The following is a 23,204-nucleotide window of genomic DNA, read 5'->3' as shown; positions in this document are numbered from 1 at the left end:
CGGATCGCCCAAGATCGCCGGGGACCTGGCCATGAATCGGACTTGCGGTGAGGAGTACGGACGCTACGGGCGGGGTGTTCAGCGGTCGGCCGAAATATTTCTCGCGGCGGGGGCGGGGGCGGGGACCTCGGCCCGGGACGGTGCGGCGGGCGGTGCGGCGGGTGCGGTCTCGGTCCGGCGCACCCTCGTGCGCCGGCGGTGCCGCGCCACCCGCGCCCGGTTGCCGCAGACCTCGCTGGAGCACCAGCGGCGGCGCCGGCCGCGCGAGGTGTCCAGGTAGACCAGCGAGCAGCTCTCGCCCGCGCACTGGCGCAACTGCCCGCGCGCCGCCGCGTCGGTCAGCAGCCCGACCGCGTCGCGGGCCACCGCGGCCAGCAGCCCGGCGCAGTCCGGCGGGCCGGTCAGCGCACGGGCCAGGGCGCCGTCGGCGGTGCGCACGGCGCGGGCGGCGGGCGGCTGCCCGGAGGCGGCCGCGGAGTTGAGCAGCGTCAGGTCGCCGTCCGCCGCCCGGCCCCGCAGTTCGTCGTGCACCACCCGGCGCAGCAGAGCGCGCAGCGCCCGGAAGCGGGCGACCCAGCGGCCGTCGACGCCCTCCAGCGGCGCGCCGGGCGGCACCAGCCCCGCGCCGACCAGCCAGGCCGCCAACTGCTCGGGGCCGGTGAGGCGTTCGGCCGGGGCACCGCCGGCCGTGGCCACCAGATCCAGGCAGATCCGCCCGCAGTCGAACCGCAGGTCGCAAGGCGCCGCCATGTGCCTGTCACTCCTTAGGGCCTACTCCGGCGGGCCGGGGCCGAAACCGGGCCCGGGAACCCGCCACGCGTGTGCTCCCAGAGTGCCCGGCGCGCGGTCCGGCCGGAACCCTCCGGAAGGCGGCCGCCGCCCGGCCGCCGCGACGGCGCCCCGCCGCGGGCGGACGACGGGCCGTTCGCGCAGGCGCCCCCGCAGATCGGCGAGACGCCCCCTACGCGCCGTCGTACTTGTCGGTGTCGGCGTGCGGATCGACCGACAGCCGGTAGCCCCGCTTGACGACCGTCTGGATCAGCTTGGGCGCGCCCAGCGCCACCCGCAGCCGGGCCATCGCGGTCTCCACCGCGTGCTCGTCGCGGCCCGCGCCCGGCAGGGTGCGCAGCAGCTCGGCGCGGGAGACCACCCAGCCCGGTCGGCGGGCCAGCGCGCGCAGCAGCGCCATCCCGGCCGGCGGCACCGGCCGCAGCGCGCCGTCCACCACGGCGGCCCGCCCGCGGATCTCCAGCCGCCGCCCGGCCACCGGCAACGGCCGTACCCGGCCCGGAAGTTCCCGGCACAGCAGCTGCACCAGCGGCCCGAGCCGGAAGCGCTCCGGCTGGAGGGTGGCGACGCCGGCCGCCTCCAGCGGCAGCCCGGTCACCGGCCCCACGCACGCCGGCAGCACCTCCTGCCGCAGCGCCGTCAGCACCTCCGGCTGGATGCCGCGCTCCGCGGCGCGGTGGAGCAGCGAGACGGCGGCCGGCGCGCTGGTGAAGGTCACCGCGTCCACGGCGCCGCAGACCACCGCGTCCAGCAGCCGGTCGACCGGACCGATGTCCTCCGGCGGCATCCAGCGGTAGACGGGGACGCCGACCACCTCCGCGCCGCCGGCCCGCAGCGCCTCGACGAACCCCGGCAGCGGCTCCCCGTGCAGCTGGACGGCGACCCGGCGGCCGCCCACTCCCTGGGCCAGCAGCCGATCGAGCACCTCGGCCATCGACTCGGAGGCCGGTGACCACTTCTCGGTCAGCCCGGCGGCCCGGATCGCGCCGCGCACCTTCGGTCCGCGCGCCAGCAGCTCCACACCGGCCAGCCGGTGCAGCAGCGCCTCGCCCAGGCCCCAGCCCTCCGCGGCCTCGATCCAGCCGCGGAAGCCGATGGCGGTGGTCGCCACGACGACGTCGGGGGCGCGGTCGATCAGGTCCCGGGTCGTGGCGAGCAGTTCGGCGTCGTCCGGCAGCGGGACGATGCGCAGCGCGGGGGCGTGCAGCACCTGCGCGCCGCGCCGCTCCAGCAGCGCGCCCAGCTCCTCGGCCCGCCGGGCGGCGGTCACCCCGACCGTGAACCCGTCCAGCGGCCGGACCGCCGTCCCCGCCTCCGGCTCCGTCCGCCCCTGTTCGTCCTGCTTGTGCTGCTGATCGTGCATGGTGGCCCGCTCCGCCCAGAGAGGTTGTGCTGCGTGCTCGCGCACCGGCCGCCGCGGCTCGGGCGGCACGGCGTGCCAGGGTGCCAAGGCTGCCAACGGCACGTGACAGGCTCGGTCCTCCAGTATTTCCCCGCGGTTACGTACGCGGCGCGCGGCGGCCGGCCGCGCGCCGCGTACAAGGCCCCGCGAGGGGCGCGACACGGCGGCCTGGATACGACCGCCGACCGCGCCGACCGGCTCAGACCTCCGCGTAGACCGGGCGCCGCTCCCCGTCGGCGGCCGCCGCCGTCGCCGCCGGTGCCGTACGCCGTGCGCGGGCCGCGGGGCGCAGGTAGACCGCCCAGGTCACCGCGGCGCACACCACGTAGCAGGCCAGGAACGACACGAACGCGGGCGTGCCCGAACCGGTCGCCGCGAACGACTGGCGGAAGGCGAGGTTGATGCCCAGCCCGCCCAGCGCGCCGACCGCCCCGATCAGCCCCATCGCCGCGCCCGACAGCCGCCGCCCGTGGGCCTCGGCCGCCTCGCCCACCAGTCCGCGCCGCAGCGCCTGGCCCTGGAAGATCCCCGGGATCATCTTGTACGTGGAGCCGTTGCCGAGGCCCGACAGCACGAACAGCGCGATGAACCCGACGAGGAACACCGGCAGCGACCGCGCCGCCGAGGCGTAGATCACCACGCCGGTGGCCAGCCCCATCGCCGCGAAGTTCCCCAGCGTGATGCGGGCGCCGCCGAACCGGTCCGCGAGCCGCCCGCCGACCGGCCGGATCAGCGACCCCAGCAGCGGCCCGATGAACGTCAGCGACGCCGCCTGAAGGGGTGTGCGGGCGAACTGGATCTGGAGCACCAGGCCGAAGGCGAAGCTGTAGCCGATGAACGACCCGAAGGTGCCGATGTACAGCAGCGACATCACCCAGGTGTGCGGCTCCCGGACGGCGTCGCGGGCCGCTCCGGTGTCGTTCGTCACCGGGGCGAGGTTGTCCATGAACCGCGCCGCGAGCACCGCCGCGAGCACGATCAGCGGCACGTAGACGGCCAGCACGACCCGCGGGTGCCCGGCCCCGGCGGTCCCGATCACCAGCAGCCCCAGCAGCTGGATCACCGGCACCCCGATGTTGCCGCCGCCGGCGTTCAGGCCCAGCGCGAAGCCCTTCTCGCGCAGCGGGAAGAAGGAGTTGATGTTCGTCATCGACGAGGCGAAGTTCCCGCCGCCGACCCCCGCCACCATGGCGACCAGCATGAACGTGGTGTACGAGGTGCCCGGCTCCATCACCAGCGCGGCCGCCGCGGTCGGCACCAGCAGCATCGCCGCGCTGATCACCGTCCAGTTGCGCCCCCCGAACAGCGCCACCGCGAAGGTGTAGGGCACCCGCAGCACCGCGCCCACCAGCGTCGGCATCGCCACCAGGAAGAACTTCCCGGCCGGATCGATGCCGTACTGCGGCCCCATGAACAGCACCATCACCGACCACATGCTCCAGATGGAGAACCCGATGTGCTCGCAGAGCACGGAGAACACCAGGTTCCGCCGGGCGACGCGCTCGCCGGTCTCCCGCCAGAACCCCTCGTCCTCCGGCTCCCAGTGCTCGATCCACCGCCCGCCGCGCCGCGTGCGTGCCTCGTTACCGCCGTGGTCAGGACTGTCGTTACGGGTGCCCGCGGCCTCGGCCGTCATCGCGCCTCCCAGGGAGTCGGGTCATCTGCCCCGAAGGTAGGGACGGCCGGTTTCCGGTGCCGTGGCAGGGAGGTGACCGCCGGGAAACCTTGCGCTCACCGGGAGCGGGGACGGCACGTGAGCGACGGCGGACACCACGGCGTACGCACCGGCGGCAAGCGCCCCGAAATGCCTCGCATGCTCCCTTTCACCACTCGTTCGGGGCAATGGCAATTGACGTGGACACTGTCAGGATTTCGGTCCCATGCGCCGCTTCCCGCCCTCGGCACGGACCGTGCCCGGCGGTGCGCGGCGCCTGGTGTCCCGTCACCGCGCACCAAGTGGAGTGCTCCCCCACCGTGGATTTCCTCGTCTTCCCCGATCACCCCGCCGGCGACGCGCTGTGCCGCCTCCTGCCGACCGGCCCGCCCGCGCACGTCCTCGCCCACCCCTCGGGGCGGCCCTGGATCGTCGGCCACTGGAGCGCCGACGAGGCGGTGACGGCCGAGGCGGGCCCGCGCCGCGCGGTGCTGCTGGGCACCGCCTCGGCGGACCCCGGCGCACTGGCCCGGCTGCTGCCCGGCCCCGGCCACCTCGACGGCGTCGGGCAGCGCGCCCGCCGCATCCCGGGCAGTCACGTCCTGCTGACCGCCGCCGAGGGCGATCTGCGCTGCCGGGGCGACCTCGCCACCGTCCACCAGATCCACCACGCCCGGATCGGCGGCGTCACCGTCGCCGGCAACCGGCCCCAGGACCTGGCCGCGCTCGCCCGCGCCGCGGCCCGGACGCGCGCCCCGTCCGGCGCCCCCGGTGCCGGTCTGATCGACGAGGAGTCGCTGGCGCTGCGCCTGCTGTTCCCCTTCGCGCCGCTCCCCCTCTCCCTGCGCCCGCTGTGGCGCTCGGTACTCGCCGTCCCCCCGGGCCACCACCTCACCCTGTACGCCAACGGGCGCCACAGCGTGGCCCGTTGGTGGCAGCCGCCGGAGCCGGACGTCCCGCTGGAGCAGGCCGCGCAGACCGTGCGCCGGGCCCTGACCGAAGCGGTCGGCGCCCGCGCCCACCGCGTGGCGCGGGCCGCCGGTGCCGCGTCCGGGAGCCGCGGCACGCTCAGCACCGACCTCTCGGGCCCCGCCGACTCCGCCGGCCTGTGCTTCCTCGCCGCCCGCGAGGACGTCCCCCTGCTCACCGCGTCCTGGGGGCCCCGCCACCGCGGCGGCGACCCGGCGGGCGGCGCCCGCGCCGCGGCCCGCCCCGGCGCCGTACCGCACCAGCGCACCCAGCCGACCGGGCGCGAGGGCTGCCGGCGGTCCTGCCCCTGCGACGGCGCACACCTCACCGTGCCCTACGCCGGCGCCCCCACCTGGTACACCCCGCCCGACGACCCCGACCACACCACCCCCGCCGACCCGGCCGCCCCGCTCGCCGCCTTCCGCGAGGCCGCCCGCCTCACCCACCTCGCCCGCCTGCTCGCCGCGCGCGGCTCCCGGCTGCACCTGGCCGGCATCGGCGGCGACGCGCTCTTCGCCCACCGCCCGGCGGCCCTGAACTCCCTGGCCCGCAGCGACCCGCGCACCGCGGCCCGGCGCGCCTGGACGGCCCACCACCTGTGCGAATGGAAGGCCCGCGACACCCTGCGCACCCTGCTGGGCGGCCGCTCCTACCCGCGGTGGCTGGCCGCCGGCGCACCGCGGGCGGCCGCCACTGGGCCCCGGACCACCGGCGCCGACTGGGAGATCCGGGCGGCCCTGCCGCCCTGGACGCACCCGGACGCCGTCGCCACCGTCCGCCGGCTGCTGCGCGAGGCCGCGGCCGAGGCCCCCGAGCCCCTCGCCCCGCTGCGCTCCCAGCACGAGACCCTCCGCGCCGCCGTCCGCGCCGGGGAGACCGTCCGCGGCCTCGGCGCCCTGGCCCTCGCCCACGGCATCGGCTACGAGGCGCCGTTCCTGGACGACGCCGTCATCGAGGCGGCGCTCACCCTGCGGCTCGCCGACCGCGCCCGGCCCGGCGTCCACGCCCCGCTGCTGACCCGCGCCCTGCGCGGCATCGTCCCCGGCGCGGTGCTCTCCCGCGACACCGCGGCCGGGCCGGACGCCGAGGTGCGGGCGGGGCTGCGCGCCCACCGGGGCGCCCTGGCCGCCGTGTGCGACGACTCGCTACTGGCCGGGCGCGGCCTGATCCGGCCCGACGTGCTGCACCGCCACCTGACCGCCCTCCGGCCGGACCCGCATGCCCCGGCCGCCCTGGACCCCACCCTCGCCACCGAGTACTGGCTGCGCGCGCAGGCCCCCGTCCGCACGCCCGCAGCCGAGGTGCCGCGCCCGGCCCTCAGCTCCCCGGCGCGGCCGGTGCGTCCCGCGGCCCGGCGCTGACCGCCCCGGCCACCCCCATCACCGCCGCGTCCTCCGGCGGCAGCCATCCGCCGGAGGGGACCGACAACCACCCGCCCCGCCGGGCGAACTCCCCGGCCACCGCCCGCAGCGCGGCCAGCCCGGGGTGCCGCAGCCCCCGCCGCCACACCATCGACACCGGCGACAGCGGTACGGGGTCGACCAGCGGCCGCAGCACCATCCCCGGCACCTCGATGAACTCCGCACTCGCCAGCACCGACCACCCGCGCTTGCGCACCACCCGCACGAACTCCTGCGACCCCTCGATCTCCGGGAACGGCTCGGCCATCGCGATCCCGCGCCCGGCGAAGAGGCGCGCCGCCAGATCCGTCCACTCCGCCGTCTGCGGGTTCCCGGCCGCCGCGTACAGCGTCTCGCCGGCCAGCTCCGCGAGCCGGACCGCACGGTCACCGGCCAACGGATGGTCCGCGCGCAGCAGCACCGCCATCGGCTCCAGCCGCACCGGCTGGTGGGCGAGGCCGGCCCGGACGGCGGGCGGCAGGCCCGCGTACCGCCCGAAGGAGACATCGAGCCGCCCGTCCGCGAGCTGTGCCGCGGCGCCCGTCAGCCCGCTGTGGAAGCGGGCGATCAGCTCGCAGCTGTCCGGGACCCGGTCCCTGGCCTCCTGAAGCACCCGGTGGGCGGTGCCGATCGGGACCCCGACGTCGACCAGCAGCGGCCGCTCGGGGGCCGGGCCGAAGGCCGCCGCCAGCTCCTCGTGCGCGGCCAGCACCCGCCGCGCGTACGGCAGCAGCCGCTCGCCGTCCGCGGTCAGCGCCACCTGGCGGGTGGTGCGCACGAACAGCGCCGCCCCCAACTCCCGCTCCAGGCGCCGGATATCGCGGCTGAGCGCCTGCTGGGCGACGTAGAGCCGCCCGGCGGCGCGGGTGAAGTGCAGTTCCTCGGCGACGGCGACGAACGCCCGGAGCAGACGCGGATCGATGGCGGACGGCATCCGGCCATCCTGGCAGTGCCCGCACCCGCCGCACCCCTCGCCCCGATTGACAACACAGGCGCGTCAATGGGCGCCGATCAGGTGTTGGACCGGGAGCGGGGTCCGCCCCGACCGTAGAGGCATGATCCTCTTCCTCGCCGCCCGACCGGTGGTCTCCCCCGCGCCCGGCAACGCTCGTGCGGCAGGCCCCCGGCCGCCGGTCCGCCCGGCCCCGCGCCGCCGCACCCGGCCCGGCCCGCTCGCCCCCTACCGCCGGATCTTCGCCGTCCCGGGCACCCGCGCCTTCACCGCCGCCAACCTGATGGCCCGTCTGCCGATGGGGATGCTCAGCGTCAGCGCGGTGCTGATGATCGCCGGTGCGCGCGGCTCCTACGCGCTGGCCGGTGCGGTCACCGCGACCGGGCTGGCGGCGACGGCGCTCGTCGGGCCGTGGACCGCCCGGCTCGTCGACCGCCACGGCCAGGCCCGCATCGCCGTCCCGGCCACCGCACTCGCCGTCCTCGGCTCGCTCTCGCTGCTGCTGTGCGTACGCCACGGGGCGCCCGACTGGACCCTGTTCGCCTCGTACGCCGCCACCGCCACCACCCCCAACACCGGCGGGATGTCCCGCGCCCGCTGGGCGCACCTCTTCCGCGACGACCCGGCCGCCCGGCACACCGCCAACTCCTTCGAGCAGGCCGCCGACGAGCTGTGCTTCATGCTCGGGCCGGTGCTGGCGACGCTGCTGTGCACCGCGCTCTTCCCGGAGGCCGGCACGGCGGTGGCCGCGGCGCTGCTGCTGACCGGCGTCCTGCTCTTCGCGGCCCAGCGCCGCACCGAACCACCGGTGGCCGCACGGGCGGTGGGCGGCACCCCGGCCGGCACACGGGCCGCCCAGGACCGGTCCCTGCGCGGTGCGGGCCTGGCGCCGCTGCTGCTCACCTTCCTGTGCACCGGCGCGATCTTCGGCTCACTGGAGGTCGTCACCGTCGCCTACGCCGACGACCACGGCATCCGCTCCGCCGCGGGCGGCCTGCTGGCCCTCCAGGCGGCCGGATCCGGTGCCGCCGGACTGCTCTACGGCCTGCTGCGCCCGGCGGCCCGCGCCGCGCACCGCTTCGCGCTGTGCGTCGGCGCGATGGCCGCCCTGATGCTGCTGCCCGCGCTCGCCGCTTCGACCGGACACCCGGCGGTGCTGGCGGCGGCCCTCCTGGCGGCCGGTATGGCCACCGCGCCGACCATGGTCACCGGTATGGGGCTGGTCCAGTCCCGCACCCCCGAGGGCCGGCTGAACGAGGGGATGACGCTCGCCGTGACGGCCCTGCTGGGCGGCATCGCGGCCGGTTCGGCGGGCGGCGGCTGGGCCGTGGAGCACCTGGCGGGCCCCGGGCCCGGCTACCTCGTGCCCGCCGCGGCGGCCGCGCTCGCCCTGGCCGCGGCCCTGCTCACGCGCCGCCGCCGCTGATCGGGCCGGTGTGCCGCAGCCGCCGCGGGAAGGTCTCCACGACCGGGCCGTACCACCCGCCACGCGTACTCCACCGCGTCGGCACCGGCCATCGGCTCCCGCCTGGTGGCCTCGGGCAGCTGCCCGAACACGCCGTCCGACAGATCCAGACCGGACGTGCGCCTGCGGATCGCCTCGATCCGGTCGGCCGGAACGCAAAACGGCCCAGGCCCCGCTCGTCCTGTCGGACAAACGGGGCCTGGGCCGTCACATGGGAATTGTGGAGATGGCGGGAATCGAACCCGCGTCCAACGGTGCGGAACCAGGGCTTCTCCGAGTGCAGTCCGCTGCGATTTTCTCGGCCCCGGAGATCACACGGACAAGTCTCCGACGGGCTCAGTCACTGTTTGATTTCCTTCTACACCCCGTGACCGGGTCTAGAAGTTTAGTCCCCTAGCTGATGCCAGGATCCGGGTCGGGAACATCCCCGGGCTGACACTTCGCAAGTCGCTACTTAGGCAGCGAGGGCGAAGGAATCGCGCTTGGTGTTGGCGATTATTGGTTTCGGCATATGGTTTACGAGATCATTGCCGCTTCCTCGACTCGCTTCCCCTGCTTCGACATCCGCTGTCGAAACCGATCATCCCCATGTTGCGGTGTTCAATTAAAAAACTGCATCAAGGTGGTGCCTGCGCCCCTCGTGGGGTGCGGAGCCATCGTACGTGAACAACGCATGAGGTCGCCAGCGTATTTCCCCGCGGCCGGACGGCCGGACCGACCGGCCCGCGCACCTCAGGCCCGCTGCCGGCGGCGGGCCGCCGACACCGCGCGCTCCGCCTCGCGGCGGTCCTGCTGCTCGCGGAGCGTCTGCCGCTTGTCGTACTCCTTCTTGCCCTTGGCCAGCGCGATCTCGACCTTGGCCCGGCCGTCCTTGAAGTACAGGGCCAGCGGCACGATCGTGTGCCCCGACTCCTGGCTCTTGGCCTCCAGCTTGTCGATCTCGGCGCGGTGCATCAGCAGCTTCCGCTTGCGCCGGGCCGCGTGGTTGGTCCAGGTGCCCTGGGCGTATTCGGGGATATGTACGTTGTGCAGCCATGCCTCATTGCCGTCGATCTGGATGAAACCGTCCACCAGCGACGCCCGGCCCTGGCGCAGCGACTTCACCTCGGTGCCGGTCAGCACCAGGCCGCACTCATAGGTGTCCAGAATGTGGTAGTCGTGCCGCGCCTTCTTGTGCTGCGCCACGAGCTTGCGCCCGGAGTTGCCCTTGTCCTTAGTCTGCTTGCTCATAGTGCCGCCATTTTCGCACTAAGCGCCGGTCCCGAGGCCACTCAATACTGTGCGGGCCCGCTTCTCGGCATGATCGCCGACGACGAGGTCGGGGGTGATGCCGGCGCCGTCCACGACCCGGCCGGACGGAGTGCGGTAGTGGCCCACGGTCAGCTCGGCCACCGAGCCGTCGGCCAGCCGGCTGGGCATCTGCACCGAGCCCTTGCCGAAGGTCGGCGAACCCACCACGACCGCCCGGCCCCGGTCCTGCAGCGCGCCGGCCAGCAGCTCGGCGGCGCTCATCGTCCCGCCGTCGACCAGCACGACCAGCGGCAGGCGGGTGTTGCCGCCGCGCTCGGCGTACAGGGCGCGCTGGCTGCCCCGTACGTCGTACGTGGCGACCAGGCCGCCGTCGAGGAACGCGGAGGCGGTGGCGACGGACTCGGTGACCAGGCCGCCGGTGTTGCCGCGCAGGTCGAGCAGCAGACCGCCGTGCGCGGACGCCCGGCGCACCGCGCGGCGGACCTCGTCGCCGGTGCCCTTGGCGAACGCGGAGATCTTGACCCGGGTCGCACCGTGCGCTCCGGCGGGCCGGTCGGTGACGACGTTCTGGGTCCGCAGCCGGGTGCGGTGCAGGGTCACGCTCCAGTGGCGGGCGCCGCGCTCCAGATCCAGCCGTACGGGTGTGCCGGCGGCCGACCCGCCGGAGGCGCGCGGCGCGGACCCGCGCAGCCGGGCGACGATCTCGGTGACCGGCCGCCCCCGGGTGGCCCGGCCGTCGACGGCGTGCAGCCGGTCGCCCACCTCGATACCGGCCCCTTCGGCCGGACCGCCGGGCTGGACCCGGGACACCTCGACTCGGCCGCCGGCGGTCTGCCGCACCCACAGGCCGACGCCGACGTACGCCCCGTCCAACTGGTCCTCGAAGGACTCGAACTCGCCCGGTGTGTAGATCGTCGACCAGCGGTCGCCGCTGCGACTGACGACCTCGGCGGCCGCCTGGGAACCGGACTTCCCGTCCTCGATGGCCTCGCTCGCGGCCCGCTCGACGGCCGCGCGGTCGGCGGTGGCGGCGTCCGGTGCGTGCGCCTCGAAGGCCGTGCGGTCCGCGGCCGTACGGCCCGTGCCGCCGTCGGCCCCCTCGCTCCAGGTGCCGGTCGCCGCGCCGGTGGCGAGCACGCCGGCGAGAAACAACGTCAGGGCCGCCCCGCGGCGAATGCGGCGGGGCCGGTCGTACGAACACGGGCCCGACATGCCGGTGAGTCTAGGGGACAAAGGGGCGCCGCACGGCGAGTTGACCGTACGGCGCCCTTGGCAAAGCTCACACGTTGAGGTACTTGCGGCTCACACCTTGAGGTACTTGCGCAGCGCGAAGAACGCGGCGAGCGCGGGCATCAGCAGACCGATCAGCAGCACCAGCGGCAGGACCGCCACCACCGAGTCCCAGCCGATGAAGTTGATCACCTGGATCTTCTCCGCCAGCCAGTTGTTGACCAGGATGTACTTGCCACCGACGATCAGCACGCAGGCGAAGGCCGCGCCGAGCAGGCCCGCGATCGCCGCCTCCAGGATGAACGGCATCTGGATGTAGAAGCTGGACGCCCCCACCAGCCGCATGATCCCGGTCTCCCGCCGCCGGCTGAACGCCGACACCCGGACGGTGTTGACGATCAGCATCAGCGCAACGACGAGCATCAGCCCCATCACGCACAGCGCGGCGATGTTCATGCCGTTGAGGAGGTTGAACAGCGGCTCGACGGTGTCCCGTTGGTCCTGCACCTCCTGGACACCGGGCCGCTCGGAGAACGCCGACTTGATGACCGTGAACTTCGTCGGGTCCTTGAGCTTGACCCGGAAGGACTCCGGCAGCTGGTCGGGCGTCACCAGGCCGGCCACCGGCGTGTCGCCGAACTGCTCCTTGTAGTGCTTGTACGCCTGGTCGCTGGACTCGTAGGTCACGCTCTGCACGATCGGCAGATTCTTCAGCTCGGTCTTGATGTCGTCCTTCTGCTGCTGGGTGGCCGCACCCTTGGCGCAGTTGGCACCGGTTTCGGCGTCGTTCTTGTTGCAGAAGAAGATGGAGACGTTGACCTTGTCGTACCAGTAGCCCTTCATCGTGCTGACCTGGTCGCGCATCAGCAGCGAGGCGCCGAACAGGCCCAGCGAGAGGGCTACGGAGACGATGACGGCGAACGTCATCGTGAGGTTTCGGCGGAGACCGACGCCGATCTCCGACAGGACGAACTGGGCGCGCATGGCGTCCTTTCAGTACTGGGGGCCGTACACGCTTAGTGCTGGTAGCCGTACACGCCGCGCGACTGGTCGCGGACGAGCCGGCCCTTTTCGAGCTCCATGACCCGCTTGCGCATCTGGTCGACGATCTGCTGGTCGTGGGTGGCCATGACCACCGTCGTACCGGTCCGGTTGATCCGGTCCAGCAGCTTCATGATGCCGACCGAGGTCTGCGGGTCGAGGTTGCCGGTGGGCTCGTCCGCGATGAGCAGCATCGGGCGGTTGACGAAGGCCCGCGCGATGGCGACGCGCTGCTGCTCACCACCGGAGAGCTCGCCCGGCATGCGGTCCTCCTTGCCGCCCAGGCCGACGAGTTCGAGGACCTCGGGGACCGTCTTGCGGATCTGGCCGCGCGGCTTGCCGATGACCTCCAGGGCGAAGGCGACGTTCTGCCCGACGGTCTTGTTGGGGAGCAGCCGGAAGTCCTGGAAGACCGTCCCCACCTGGCGCCGCATCTGCGGGACCTTCCAGTTGGAGAGCTTGCCGAGGTCCTTCCCGAGCACGTGCACATGGCCATGGCTGGCCCGTTCCTCGCGCAGCAGCAGCCGCAGGAAGGTGGACTTGCCGGAGCCCGAGGAGCCCACCAGGAAGACGAACTCGCCCCGCTCGATTTCGAGCGAGACGTCCCTGAGTGCGGGACGGTTCTGCTTCGGGTAGGTCTTGGAGACGTTGTCGAATCGGATCACAGATGCACCACGGTCGACCTGGATAGGGGCACGGTTGCCGAGTTGCGGCGCCCGTCGGTGTGCGTGACCATACGCGAACCTCGCAGCACGGTGCAGGCGGCGTGGAGGGTTGGTGCGGTTATTCACGGCACCTACAGGACAAAAGGCGCACAATCCCGCGGGGCGCGCCGTTCCGCCCAGGAGCTGGCACAGTGGTAGAGGGAACCAATGCGCCGTCCGGTGCGTTGGTGCAGTGGAGAAGGAGGTCGCATGACGTACGACCGACTGGTGTGCGCCAACTGCGCGGCCCCTGTGAGTGAGGGCCGCTGCCCTGTGTGCCGGGCGAGCAGAGAACGGCTCCAGCAGCAGGCGGGCGGTATCTTCGCCCAGCTCAGCCCCGCGATGCTGGTGGCTTTGATGATCGCGCTGTTCGCGGTCGGTGTGCTGCTCCACCAGGCCGTCTGACCCCACCCGGAGCCATCACGGTACGGAGGCGGGGCACTCCGCCCGGTAGCGGACCTTGAAACGAACGTACGAGGGGCCCGGGACGCGGCTGCGTCCCGGGCCCCTCGTGGTGCCGCGTCAGCGTCAGGCCGCTGCCGCGCCGCCGCCGTTCTTGTTGATCAGACGGGGCAGCATACGGAAGCCGACACCGCCCGCGATCATCGTGGCCGCACCGATGAGCAGGAAGGTGGTACCGGAGGAACCGGTCTCCGCCAGCTCGCCGCCCTTGGCCTGCTGCTTGGCCTGGCCGGGGGTGTCACCGATCTGCTCCTTGCCCTGGCCGGGCTGCTCGATCGGCTTGGAGCCCTCGTTGTCGGTGCCGGTGCCGGTGGAGTCACCGCTGGTGCCGGTGCCGCCGGTGCCCACGCTGCCGTCGGTGCCGCCGTCGTTGCCACCGGAGGTGTGACCGCCGGAGTTGCCACCGGAGTTGCCACCGGAGTTACCGCCGGAGGTGCCACCATCGGTACCGGCGCTGGTGCCGCCGTCAGTACCACCATCGGTACCGGCGCTGGTGCCGCCGTCAGTACCACCGTCAGTACCACCGTCGGTGCCACCGTCAGTACCACCATCGGTACCACCGTCGGTGCCGCCGTCAGTACCGCCATCGGTACCACCGATGGTGGTGCCGCCGTCCTCCGAGCCGCCGATCTCGCCCGAGGTCGTGCCGCCGTCGTCCTGACCGCCGGTGGTGCCGCCGTTGTCCTGGCCTTCGGTGCTGCCACCGTCGTCCGAACCGCCGATGATCCCGCCGATGATGCCGCCGATGATCCCGCCGTCGGAGCCGCCGGTGTCACCCGGGCTGGCCGCGGAGGCGGCGCCGGCCGCGGTGAGCGACGCACCCGCCGCGATCACCGCACCGGCCGCAATGCGCGCTACGCGCAGCCGCGTCTTCTTCGTCATGTACTGCTACCCCCAGTAGCTGAACTCGTCATTGGAGCACCGCTGTACGGGGCGACGAGCCGATGGGGGTGCGTGAGTCTTGGCCACGGAATGCCGACTGGCCACTCTTCCCCCGTTCACACGCGCCCCAGAACATACGCATGCCGCGCTCAGCCTTCCCAGTCGGGCCGACATCGTCAAGGTCGAATAAAGTCCCGATGCCCGAATTGCTGAGAGATGGGCGGTACATGGACATACGACTGTGACCAAACCGCCACAGCAAAAACAACTGCCTCCCCAGGGGAGACAGTTGTTATGCGCGTTTTCCGGCCGGTGCCGCTACTTCTCCTGCTGCTTGCGCCAGCGGATTCCGGCCTCCAGGAAGCCGTCGATGTCGCCGTCCAGCACAGCGGTGGGGTTGCCGACCTCGAACTCGGTGCGCAGGTCCTTGACCATCTGGTACGGGTGCAGGACGTACGAACGCATCTGGTTGCCCCAGGAGTTGCCGCCGTCGCCCTTGAGCGCGTCCATCTTGGCCTGCTCCTCCTGGCGGCGGCGCTCAAGGAGCTTGGCCTGGAGGACGTTCATCGCGGTCGCCTTGTTCTGGATCTGCGAGCGCTCGTTCTGGCAGGAGACGACGATGCCGGTGGGGATGTGGGTCAGCCGGACCGCGGAGTCGGTGGTGTTGACGCCCTGGCCGCCGGGGCCCGAGGAGCGGTACACGTCCACCCGCAGCTCCGACTCGTCGATCTCGATGTGGTCGGTCTGCTCGACGACGGGCAGCACCTCGACACCGGCGAACGACGTCTGGCGGCGGCCCTGGTTGTCGAACGGCGAGATGCGCACCAGGCGGTGCGTGCCCTGCTCGACGGAGAGCGTGCCGTAGGCGTACGGGACGTTGACCGCGAAGGTGGTCGACTTGATGCCGGCCTCTTCCGCGTACGAGGTCTCGTACAGCTCGGTCTTGTAGCCGTGCCGCTCGGCCCAGCGCAGATACATCCGCTGGAGCTTCTCGGCGAAGTCGGCGGCGTCCACGCCACCGGCCTCGGCGCGGATGTTGACGACCGCCTCGCGGGAGTCGTACTCGCCGGACAGGAGGGTGCGCACCTCCAGCTCCTCGACGGCCTTGCGGACCTCCGCGAGCTCCGCCTCGGCCTCGGCGCGGGTCTCCTCGTCGCCCTCGGCCTCGGCCAGCTCGAAGAGCACCTCAAGGTCGTCGACCCGGCCGCGCAGCTCCTCGGCGCGGCGCAGCTGGCCCTGGAGGTAGGACAGCTGGCTGGTCACCTTCTGAGCGCTCTCGGGGTCGTCCCACAGGGACGGCGCCGCCGCTTGCTCCTCAAGCACGGCGATGTCGGCCCTCATCTTGTCGAGGTCCAGGACGGCCTCGATCGACCCCATGGTCGAGGAGAGGGACTTCAGCTCTTCGGATACATCGACGACTGCCACGCACCCAGCCTAACGGCTACCACCGGCAACCTGACCCGCCCCGGCGGACCGGACCCGCACAGGGCGTGTCCCGGCCACCGGGACGCACCCCACCCGGGGTCGTCGCACGGTCACGGAGCGTCCTGCTCGGACTGGTGGACACCCGGTGCGGTGTCACCGGAGTCGTCGCCCCCCGAGGCCAGCCAGCCGCCCAGCCCCGCCGCCACGACCACCACCGCGGCGGCCGCGCCGAGCCTGGTGCGGCGCCGGCGCACCGCCTCCGGCGACGCGCGGTGCCGGGCCGAGCCCGCCCTGCGCTCACCGGCGGCGCGAGGGGCGCGGGCGGTGCCGTGCGCGCCGCCCGCCAGCTCGTCCGGGCCCGGGACCCGCATGCTGGTGTGCGTCTCCCGGTTGGAGTCCGGCGCCGAGCCCTGGACCAGGGGGACCGCGCCGCGCGGCGGCGTGGCCTCGCCCGCCGCCGGGGGGTAGAACGATTCCTCGCGGGACCGCCCGGCCCCGCCCTCCTGCTCGTCCTCCGGCTGCTCGTCGTCCGGCTCGTCGATGTCCAGCGGCGGCATACCGGCCAGTCCGGGCAGCAGCTCGCGCAGCCGGGCGGCGAGCTCCGGGGCGCGCAGGCGGGAGGCGGGCGCCTTGGCCAGGCACTGCAGCAGCAGCTGCCACAGCTCGTCGGGGATGCCGGGCAGCGGCGCCACGCTCTCGGTGACATGGCGGCGCAGCACCGCCCCGGGGTGGCCGCCCCCGAAGGGCGTGAACCCGGCGAGCATCTCGTACAGGACCGTCGCCAGCGCGTAGACGTCCACGGAGGCGCGCGGCGGCAGGCCCTCGATGATCTCCGGGGCGAGGTAGTCGGGCGTGCCGATGACCTTGGCCGAGCGAAGCGGGGCGGAGGTCCCCCCGGCCGGAGGCTGGGGAAGGGTACGGCGCGGCGAGTCGACGAGCCGGGCGATGCCGAAGTCGGTCAGCAGGGCCGGGTGCGCGCCACCGGGGCCGAGCGGGCCCTGCATGTCCAGCAGGACGTTCTCGGGCTTGACGTCGCGGTGCACGATGCGCGCGGCGTGCGCGGCGGCGAGCCCGTCGGCGACGTCCGCGGCGATCGCCACCGCGGCCTCCGGGGCCAGTCGGCGCTCGCGCTCCAGACGGGTGCGCAGGTCCGTCCCCCGTACGAGGTCCATCACCAGCGCCAGGTCGTTGCCGTCGACGACCAGATCGCGGACGCCGACGACATGCGGGTCCTCCAGGCCCAGCAGCGCCGCCCGCTCCTGCACGAAGCGGCCGACCAGCTCCTGGTCGGAGGCGAGGTCCTCACGCAACAGCTTGATGGCCACGGCCCCTTCGGGACCCTCGCCCAGCCATACCGTGCCGGCGCTGCCGCGCCCCAGGATCTGGTGGGCGGTGTACCGGCTGCCGATCTTCCGTGCCAAGACTGCTCCGACGTGTCGGGCCCCCGAGCGTCCTCTGCGGGGGCTGAGGTTGGCGTCAAAGCTACGCGGATGCCACGGGGTTCATTGCCCCGGACGGCGGCAACCTTCACTTCTGTGAGCGAAATTGCCCGCAGAAGTCGACAAATCAACGAAGCCGCCCGCGGAGCCGCCGTGTCGCACACGGGGACCACGGGCGGCCGGCGTCAGCTCCCGAGCTTGTTCACGAACTGCTCGGCGTCGCGGTACATGTGCCCGATCTGCGAGAAGAAGCCGCGGGTCGTGCCGATCCACTCCTGGAGCGGGGTGAGCTCCCAGATCAGCCAGGCGGCCACGAACAGCAGTATCAGGGTGAACAGGCAGCCCTTGAGGCAGCCCAGACCCGGGATCTTCATCGGGTTGGCGCTGCGCTGGCGGGGCTCCCGCCGGGGCCGGGGCTCCGGCGCGGGCGGCCGCTGCGGCTCGTAGCGCTGCGGCGGCGGCTCCTGGCGGCGCTGCGGGGCCTGCGGCCGCTGCTGCGCGTACGGCACCGGAGCGGGCTGCCGGCCGTACTGCGGCGGCTGCTGCGGGGCGGCCGGGCGGCGCTGCGGACGGCGGCGCAGCGGGTCCTGGTCGGGGTCCAGGTACTGCACCTGGGTCTGCTCGTTGCGGTCGCGGGCGGCCCGCATCTGGGACTCCCACGGATGGGGGCCGTCGGGCTCCTGCGGACCACCGGCCGGCGCGCCCATGGGCATCGGCGGCATCGCGCGGGTCGGGTCGGCGTCCCGGCCACCGGGGCCGCCGGTGGACGGCAGCACACTGGTGGCCGCCGCCGGGTCGTACCCTCCGGCGCCCGAGGGAAGCACCTGGGTGGGATCGGCGTCGCCTCCGGCTGCCTGGCCGCCGTCCGGGCCCGTACCGGGGACGGACGCGGGCGCCGGGTCCGGGGCGAGCAGCGCGGCGACGCCGAGCGCCGCCTCGGCCTGCGCGGGGGTGGCGTGCACGCCGATCCCGGAGGCGACGGTGCGCAGCGCACGGGCGAGGTTCTCGGCGCTGGGCCGCTCCTCGGGGCGCTTGCTCAGGCAGCGCTCTATCACCGTCCACAGCGGCTCGGGGAGCGTGCTGGGGCGGCGCGGCTCCTCGCTCAGGTGCCGGTGCAGCACCTCCAGGGCGGTCGCCCCCGCGAACGGGGGACGGCCGGTGACCAGCTCGTACAGCAGGATGCCGGCGCCGTAGACGTCCACCGCGGAGGTCTGCGGGCGGCCCTCGGCGGACTCCGGCGCCACATAGGCGGGGGTCCCGACGAACTCGTGGGTGCGGGTCAGGCCCGGGGAGTCGGCGAGCCGGGCGATGCCGAAGTCCGTCAGCATCGGATGCATCTCGCCGCCGTCGGACCCGGCGAGCAGGACGTTGGCGGGCTTGAGGTCGCGGTGCACCACGCCGTCGGCGTGGCTGGCGGCCAGCGCGTCGGCGATCTGGGCGGTCAGCAGGGCGGCCGCCACCGGGCTGAAGGGCCCGTTGTCGCGCAGATAGCGATGCAGGTCGGGGCCGTCCACCAGGTCCATGACCAGCGCGAGCAGATCGCCCTCGACGACCAGGTCCCGGGTGCGGACGATGTTGGGGTGGGTCAGCCGGAGCAGGACGGAGCGCTCGCGCAGGAAGCGCATCACCACGTCCGCGTCGTGCGCCAGCTCCTCCTTGAGGACCTTGATCGCGACCGTCTCACCGGGCTGTCCTGCCACGGCGGCCTCGGCGCCCGCCGTCTCCCGCTGGCGGGCACGCCAGACGGTGCCCGTGGCGCCGCGTCCCAGCGGCTCCTCGAGCAGGTACTTGCTGCCTACCGGCCGCACGTCATGCGCTCCCTGGTCGTGATGGATCTCTTGCCTGGCCCGCTGGGTCAGCCGCGGCCGTCCGATCCACTGTAGTGCCGTCGCACAAGCTTTTCGGTCCGGCGGACCGGGCGGGGCTTGTGGGGAAGACGCGCGTTTCGGACAGATGGTTGCCCGGCGCCGCCGGCGCCCGCCCGGCTGGCCGCACCACCCGATCGGGGATGGTTCCCAGATGACCATGGCGGCGCGAATCCGGCCGGGCACCGCGTACAAGCAGGCACTTTTTCGTCCTTAGAAGACCAATCAAGATCACTGATGGACGGTCGGCGGGCGTGTTGTCAGCGGCAGGTGCGAGGATGCACCCAGCACGAAGCGGTGGGGGCACGGTCTTTGTCGCGGCGTGCGCTTGGGACTTGTACGTGCCGACGTGCTCGGGCTGGCGGGGGAGCGAGCGGCCCCCTGCCGGAGCCCCGGCAGAAGGGACCGTTGACGGCGATGCAGATCCGGCTGACCGTCCTCGGGCCGCGCAGCGGCCACACCACACGGGCCTGCGACGTGCTCGTGACGGCCCCCGCCGGCACCGCCCTGGCGGCCGTGGCCGGCTCACTCGCCGCCTCCGTGGCGGGCACCGGCGCGGAGTCCGGCGGCGCGGGCGCCGGCAGCGGCCCCGTCGTGCTGTACGCCGGCTCCGAGCGCCTCGACCCGCAGCGCGCCGCGATCGGCGAGCCCCCGCTGATCGACGGCGCGGTGCTCTCCCTCCAGGGCCCCGGCCCCGCCCCCGCCCACGGCCTCCCCCACGGCACCGCACGGCTGCGCGTCGTCTCCGGGCCCGACGCCGGCGGCGTCCATCTGCTGCACGGCGGCCAGATCCGCATCGGCCGCTCCGCCGACGCCGACGTCCCCCTCGACGACCCGGACGTCTCCCGGCTGCACTGCACCGTGACCGTCGAGCCGGACGGCTCGGTGCACGTCGCCGACCTGCGCTCCACCAACGGCACCGCCATCGACGGCGGCGACCTCGGCGAACGGCCCGCCCCGCTGCGCCCCGGCGCCCTGCTGCGCATCGGCGAATCCGCCCTCCGCCTCCAGCCCGCCCCCAGCACCCCCGACCCCGCCCTGCGGACCACCCCCGACGGCGAGGGGCAGCTGCGCGTCGCCCCGGGGACGGGCGGCTCCCGCTCCGGGAGCGGCGCGGACGCCGCGGCCGGCGCATACGGCCACGGCCCTACGGGCGCAGCCCCCGTACCCCCGCCCCGCACCGCACCGCCGACGGGCCCGGCGGCGCGCCGCGACACACCGCTGCGCGGCACCCCCACACAGGACGCCTGGCCGCCGGACGGCACCCCGCACGGCCACGACTACAGCGCCCCGTACGACGGCGCCGCGGCCGCGCCCCCCGACGCCGCCACCGCCCACGGCTTCGGCCACGGCTTCGACCGCACCACCGGGGGATTCGGCCCCGCGTTCCGCGAGGAGCCGGCCCCGGGCGGCCCCGCCGGTGCGCAGAACCCGACCCACGGCGGACAGCGGGCGCTGGCGCCCGCCGACGAGGCGTCCGCCGACGAGATGCCCCGCAAGGGCGGCCGGCGGGGCGGGATCGGCGCATGGGCACGGCGGCTGGCCGGCGGCCGGCCCGCCATGGAGCGCCCGGACGACGCCCGTACCGACTTCGCCGCCCACTACGAGCCGGACGGCACCCCCGCCTCCTCCCCCGCCGGAGCCCCCGGTGGCGCTAAGGACGCCGCGGGCCCCTACGGGCCCGCCGAGCACGAGCGCTGGCCGGACGCCGCCGCGGTCCTGCTCACCGCGCTGGGGCCGGGACCCCGGCTCTGGGAGCGCGGCCGGGACCACCCCGACGCCCTGGCCGTCCGCCTGGGGACGGCCAGCCGCGGCGGCGGCCGGAGCGCCGTACCGGTCGCCGTCGAGCTGCGCCGGGCGGGCTCCCTGGGCCTGGCCGGACCACGCGCCCGGCTCACCGGCCTGGCCCGCTCCGCCGTCGCCCAGCTCGCCGCGCTGCACTCCCCCGGCACCCTCGAAATCGTGCTGATCAGCGCCGACCGGGCGCGCGGCACCGAGGAGCGGGTGGCGGACTGGTCCTGGCTGGGCTGGCTGCCGCACGTCCGCCCCGCCCACGGCCAGGACTGCCGGCTGCTGCTCGCCTACGACCGGGAGCAGGCCGCGGCCCGCACCTCCGAGCTGGTACGGCGGCTCGACGACAGCCCGCTGGGCCCCGGCTGGGCCAGCGCCGAGCGGGCCGAGACCGCCTCCGCCGCCGCCCGCCACCAGGGCCCGTACACCCTGGTGATCGTGGACGGCGACCCCGGCTCCTCCGCACTGCGCGAGACCACCGCCCGCCTCGCGTCCGGCGGCCCGGCAGCCGGAATCCACCTCCTCTGCCTGGCCGAGACCCCGGCCGCCTCCCCCGCCTTCCCGCTGGCCGCGACGTACGAGGCGGCCCGGACGGCGTCACCCGCCTTCGGCGAGTGCGGAGCGGTCGCGGTGCTCAGCGGCGACGTCGCCACGGCGCTGCGCGTGGTCCAGCCGGGCTCCGGGCCGAACGGCACGGTCGCGACGGTCGACGCGGTCTCCGGCGCCTGGGCCGACCGCTTCGCGCGGGCGCTGGCGCCGCTGCGCGAGACCGACACCGCGGCCGCCGCCGGCGGCTCCGCGGTGCCCCGCGCGGCCGTCCCACTGCCCGACTCGGCGCGGCTGCTGGACGAGCTGGGGCTGGCACGCGCCACCCCGGCGTCGCTGATGGCCCGTTGGGCCGCCACCCTGGACACCGACCGGGCCGGCGCCGCGGCGGTGCTCGGCGCGGGACCGCACGGCCCGCTCCACGCCGATCTGGCCGCCGACGGCTCGCATCTGCTCCTGGAGGGCGCGCCGGCCACCGGCAAGACCGAGCTGCTGCGTTCGCTGGCGGCGTCGCTGGCCGCCGCCGACCGCCCGGACCTGCTGTCGCTGGTCCTGGTGGACGGCGGCGGCAGCGAACGCGGCGAGGGCCTGCGGGTGTGCACGGACCTGCCGCATGTCACGACGTATCTCGCCGCCTCGGACCCGGTCCGGATGCGGGAGTTCGCCCAGGCGCTCTCCTCGGAACTGAAGCGGCGGACGGAGATACTGGCCGGCGCGCCCTTCGCCGAATGGCGCGCCAAACACCTCCCCGCACCGCGGATCATCGCCCCCCGCCGCTCGACGGAAGGCGGTCACGGAGAGCAGGAACCAATTACTCTCCGTAATCGTTGCCGAAACAAGGAGGAGGAGAGCGGCACACCGGCGGACTCGTCGACGACCGGCACGCTACGACTCCGCGCCCGCAGCGGAGCCACCCCCGAGGACACCCCCACCGGATCCCCGGTCTCCCCGGAGCCGGCCGCGCCGATGCCCCGGCTCTTCGTCCTCGTCGACGACTTCGACGCCCTGGTCGCCCCGGCCCTGGGCAGCCCCGGCCGCCCCGCCGCCGGTTCCGTCGTACGGGCGCTGGAAGCCGTCGCCCGCGACGGGGCGGCGCTCGGGGTCCACCTGATAGCCGCGACCGGTCACCCGGACCGCACAGCCGAGACCGCGACCAGCGAACGGGCCGGACTGCGCGTCGAACTGGGCGCGGCCGCCGACGCCTCCGAACCGGTACCGACCGGCCGGGGCCGACTGCATCGAGCCGCGGACGGCTCCTCGACACCGTTCCAGGCGGGCCGGGTCACCGGCCGGATACCCCGCACCTCCACGCTGCGGCCGACGGTCGTACCGCTCGAATGGCAGCGGATGGGCGACCCCCCTGCCCGGCGTCCGCTGCGCGAGTTGGGCAACGGCCCGACGGACCTGGCCCTGCTGGCCAGCGCACTCCAGAGGGCGGCGCAGTCCTCGGGGGCACCGTCGGCGCCGCCGCTGGTGTGAGCGCGCGTGAGCGCGGCGGAGTGGAACGCCTCGCCGGTACCCGCGCCGGCGTGACGGCCGGCGTGACGGCTGGTGGGCATCGCTGGAGCTGCTGGAAGCTGCTCGAAGCTGCTGGGTGGGCATCGCAGTGCTGAAGGGTGCCGCCGCTCGCCACCGCGCGGTCGCGCCCGCCCCGTCTCGCTACCGCTGGCTGTGACTGCCGCCCAGGACCACTGATCCCGTAGCCCCCCTCGCGTCGCGTGATCCGGTAGCAACCCCCTCGCGTCGTGTGATCCGGTAGCAGCCCCCTCATGTGATCCCGTAACAGCCCCATCACGAAAGGTGAGTTGGCAGCGAAGGCGGTATTGCGGAGCCCGTGGCCGAGGCGTAGACCTGTCGCACACCACAACCGCACAGAAGCTCGATGGCGTGGCCGCAGGGCACAGGGCACGGCATGGCACGGCACCGGTGCCGCAGCG

At 74.4% G+C, this 23,204-nt stretch carries 16 protein-coding genes and 1 other RNA gene; 4 read left to right on the top strand and 13 right to left on the bottom strand.

Features of this window, described 5'->3' with window-relative positions:
- Nucleotides 1-78: 78 nt before the first annotated feature.
- The 3 genes from ACZ4NB_RS30390 to ACZ4NB_RS30380 form a co-directional block, all read right to left on the bottom strand.
- Entirely contained in the window at nucleotides 79-750 is a 672-nt protein-coding gene (locus tag ACZ4NB_RS30390) for a CGNR zinc finger domain-containing protein (RefSeq protein WP_467666258.1), read from the bottom strand.
- 211 nt (nucleotides 751-961) lie between these two features.
- Complete coding sequence (locus ACZ4NB_RS30385; RefSeq protein WP_467666257.1) at nucleotides 962-2,152, bottom strand: uroporphyrinogen-III synthase; 1,191 nt, start codon at nucleotides 2,150-2,152, stop codon at nucleotides 962-964.
- 238 nt (nucleotides 2,153-2,390) lie between these two features.
- Nucleotides 2,391-3,827, bottom strand: a complete 1,437-nt coding sequence (locus ACZ4NB_RS30380; protein ID WP_467666256.1) for a nitrate/nitrite transporter — start codon at nucleotides 3,825-3,827, stop codon at nucleotides 2,391-2,393.
- A 338-nt stretch (nucleotides 3,828-4,165) separates the two neighbouring features.
- Here ACZ4NB_RS30380 and ACZ4NB_RS30375 point away from each other — a divergent pair, with 338 nt between their 5' ends.
- Entirely contained in the window at nucleotides 4,166-6,175 is a 2,010-nt protein-coding gene (locus ACZ4NB_RS30375) for an asparagine synthase-related protein (protein ID WP_467666255.1), read from the top strand.
- Here the strand turns inward: ACZ4NB_RS30375 and ACZ4NB_RS30370 are convergent.
- Nucleotides 6,132-7,148: a LysR family transcriptional regulator gene (locus ACZ4NB_RS30370; RefSeq protein WP_467666254.1), complete on the bottom strand. Its 1,017-nt coding sequence runs from the start codon at nucleotides 7,146-7,148 to the stop codon at nucleotides 6,132-6,134. The genes ACZ4NB_RS30375 and ACZ4NB_RS30370 overlap by 44 nt on opposite strands.
- 121 nt (nucleotides 7,149-7,269) lie before the next feature.
- Here ACZ4NB_RS30370 and ACZ4NB_RS30365 point away from each other — a divergent pair, with 121 nt between their 5' ends.
- Nucleotides 7,270-8,592 (top strand): MFS transporter, encoded by a 1,323-nt coding sequence (locus ACZ4NB_RS30365; protein WP_467666253.1) that lies wholly within the window; start codon nucleotides 7,270-7,272, stop codon nucleotides 8,590-8,592.
- A gap of 257 nt (nucleotides 8,593-8,849) precedes the next feature.
- On the opposite strand, the gene ssrA is transcribed toward ACZ4NB_RS30365, so the two are convergent.
- The 5 genes from ssrA to ftsE all read right to left on the bottom strand — a co-directional run bounded on the left by ssrA (nucleotide 8,850) and on the right by ftsE (nucleotide 12,818).
- Nucleotides 8,850-9,219: a transfer-messenger RNA gene (gene ssrA, locus ACZ4NB_RS30360) on the bottom strand.
- 144 nt (nucleotides 9,220-9,363) lie between these two features.
- A complete protein-coding gene (gene smpB / locus ACZ4NB_RS30355) occupies nucleotides 9,364-9,861 on the bottom strand; it encodes an SsrA-binding protein SmpB (protein ID WP_467666252.1) in 498 nt (165 codons plus the stop codon).
- Between the two features lie 18 nt (nucleotides 9,862-9,879).
- The gene (locus ACZ4NB_RS30350) at nucleotides 9,880-11,094 is read right to left on the bottom strand and encodes a S41 family peptidase (RefSeq protein WP_467666251.1); all 1,215 of its coding nucleotides are present in this window, start codon (nucleotides 11,092-11,094) and stop codon (nucleotides 9,880-9,882) included.
- A gap of 90 nt (nucleotides 11,095-11,184) precedes the next feature.
- Entirely contained in the window at nucleotides 11,185-12,096 is a 912-nt protein-coding gene (ftsX, locus tag ACZ4NB_RS30345) for a permease-like cell division protein FtsX (RefSeq protein ID WP_467666250.1), read from the bottom strand.
- A gap of 32 nt (nucleotides 12,097-12,128) precedes the next feature.
- Nucleotides 12,129-12,818 carry a cell division ATP-binding protein FtsE gene (gene ftsE, locus ACZ4NB_RS30340; RefSeq protein ID WP_393499307.1) on the bottom strand — a complete coding sequence of 230 codons (690 nt, stop codon included), beginning with the start codon at nucleotides 12,816-12,818 and terminating at the stop codon, nucleotides 12,129-12,131.
- Between the two features lie 249 nt (nucleotides 12,819-13,067).
- On the opposite strand from ftsE, the gene ACZ4NB_RS30335 reads away from it, so the two are divergent.
- Nucleotides 13,068-13,262, top strand: a complete 195-nt coding sequence (locus ACZ4NB_RS30335) for a hypothetical protein (protein ID WP_384437887.1) — start codon at nucleotides 13,068-13,070, stop codon at nucleotides 13,260-13,262.
- Between the two features lie 123 nt (nucleotides 13,263-13,385).
- Here ACZ4NB_RS30335 and ACZ4NB_RS30330 read toward each other — a convergent pair whose 3' ends face one another.
- The 4 genes from ACZ4NB_RS30330 to ACZ4NB_RS30315 all read right to left on the bottom strand — a co-directional run bounded on the left by ACZ4NB_RS30330 (nucleotide 13,386) and on the right by ACZ4NB_RS30315 (nucleotide 18,873).
- On the bottom strand, nucleotides 13,386-14,201 hold the full coding sequence (locus ACZ4NB_RS30330) for a hypothetical protein (protein ID WP_467666249.1): 816 nt from the start codon (nucleotides 14,199-14,201) through the stop codon (nucleotides 13,386-13,388).
- A 318-nt stretch (nucleotides 14,202-14,519) separates the two neighbouring features.
- Nucleotides 14,520-15,626 (bottom strand): peptide chain release factor 2, encoded by a 1,107-nt coding sequence (prfB, locus tag ACZ4NB_RS30325; protein ID WP_384437893.1) that lies wholly within the window; start codon nucleotides 15,624-15,626, stop codon nucleotides 14,520-14,522.
- A gap of 110 nt (nucleotides 15,627-15,736) precedes the next feature.
- Nucleotides 15,737-17,047, bottom strand: a complete 1,311-nt coding sequence (locus tag ACZ4NB_RS30320) for a serine/threonine-protein kinase (protein WP_467666248.1) — start codon at nucleotides 17,045-17,047, stop codon at nucleotides 15,737-15,739.
- Between the two features lie 203 nt (nucleotides 17,048-17,250).
- Nucleotides 17,251-18,873 carry a serine/threonine-protein kinase gene (locus ACZ4NB_RS30315; protein WP_467666247.1) on the bottom strand — a complete coding sequence of 541 codons (1,623 nt, stop codon included), beginning with the start codon at nucleotides 18,871-18,873 and terminating at the stop codon, nucleotides 17,251-17,253.
- A 474-nt stretch (nucleotides 18,874-19,347) separates the two neighbouring features.
- Here ACZ4NB_RS30315 and ACZ4NB_RS30310 point away from each other — a divergent pair, with 474 nt between their 5' ends.
- Entirely contained in the window at nucleotides 19,348-22,746 is a 3,399-nt protein-coding gene (locus tag ACZ4NB_RS30310) for an FtsK/SpoIIIE domain-containing protein (protein ID WP_467666310.1), read from the top strand.
- Nucleotides 22,747-23,204: the final 458 nt, after the last annotated feature.

The organism is Streptomyces sp. NPDC026575 (genome assembly GCF_055567415.1).
Note: the sequence above shows the minus strand (reverse complement) of the source record. Positions and strands in the feature narration are given on the sequence as shown.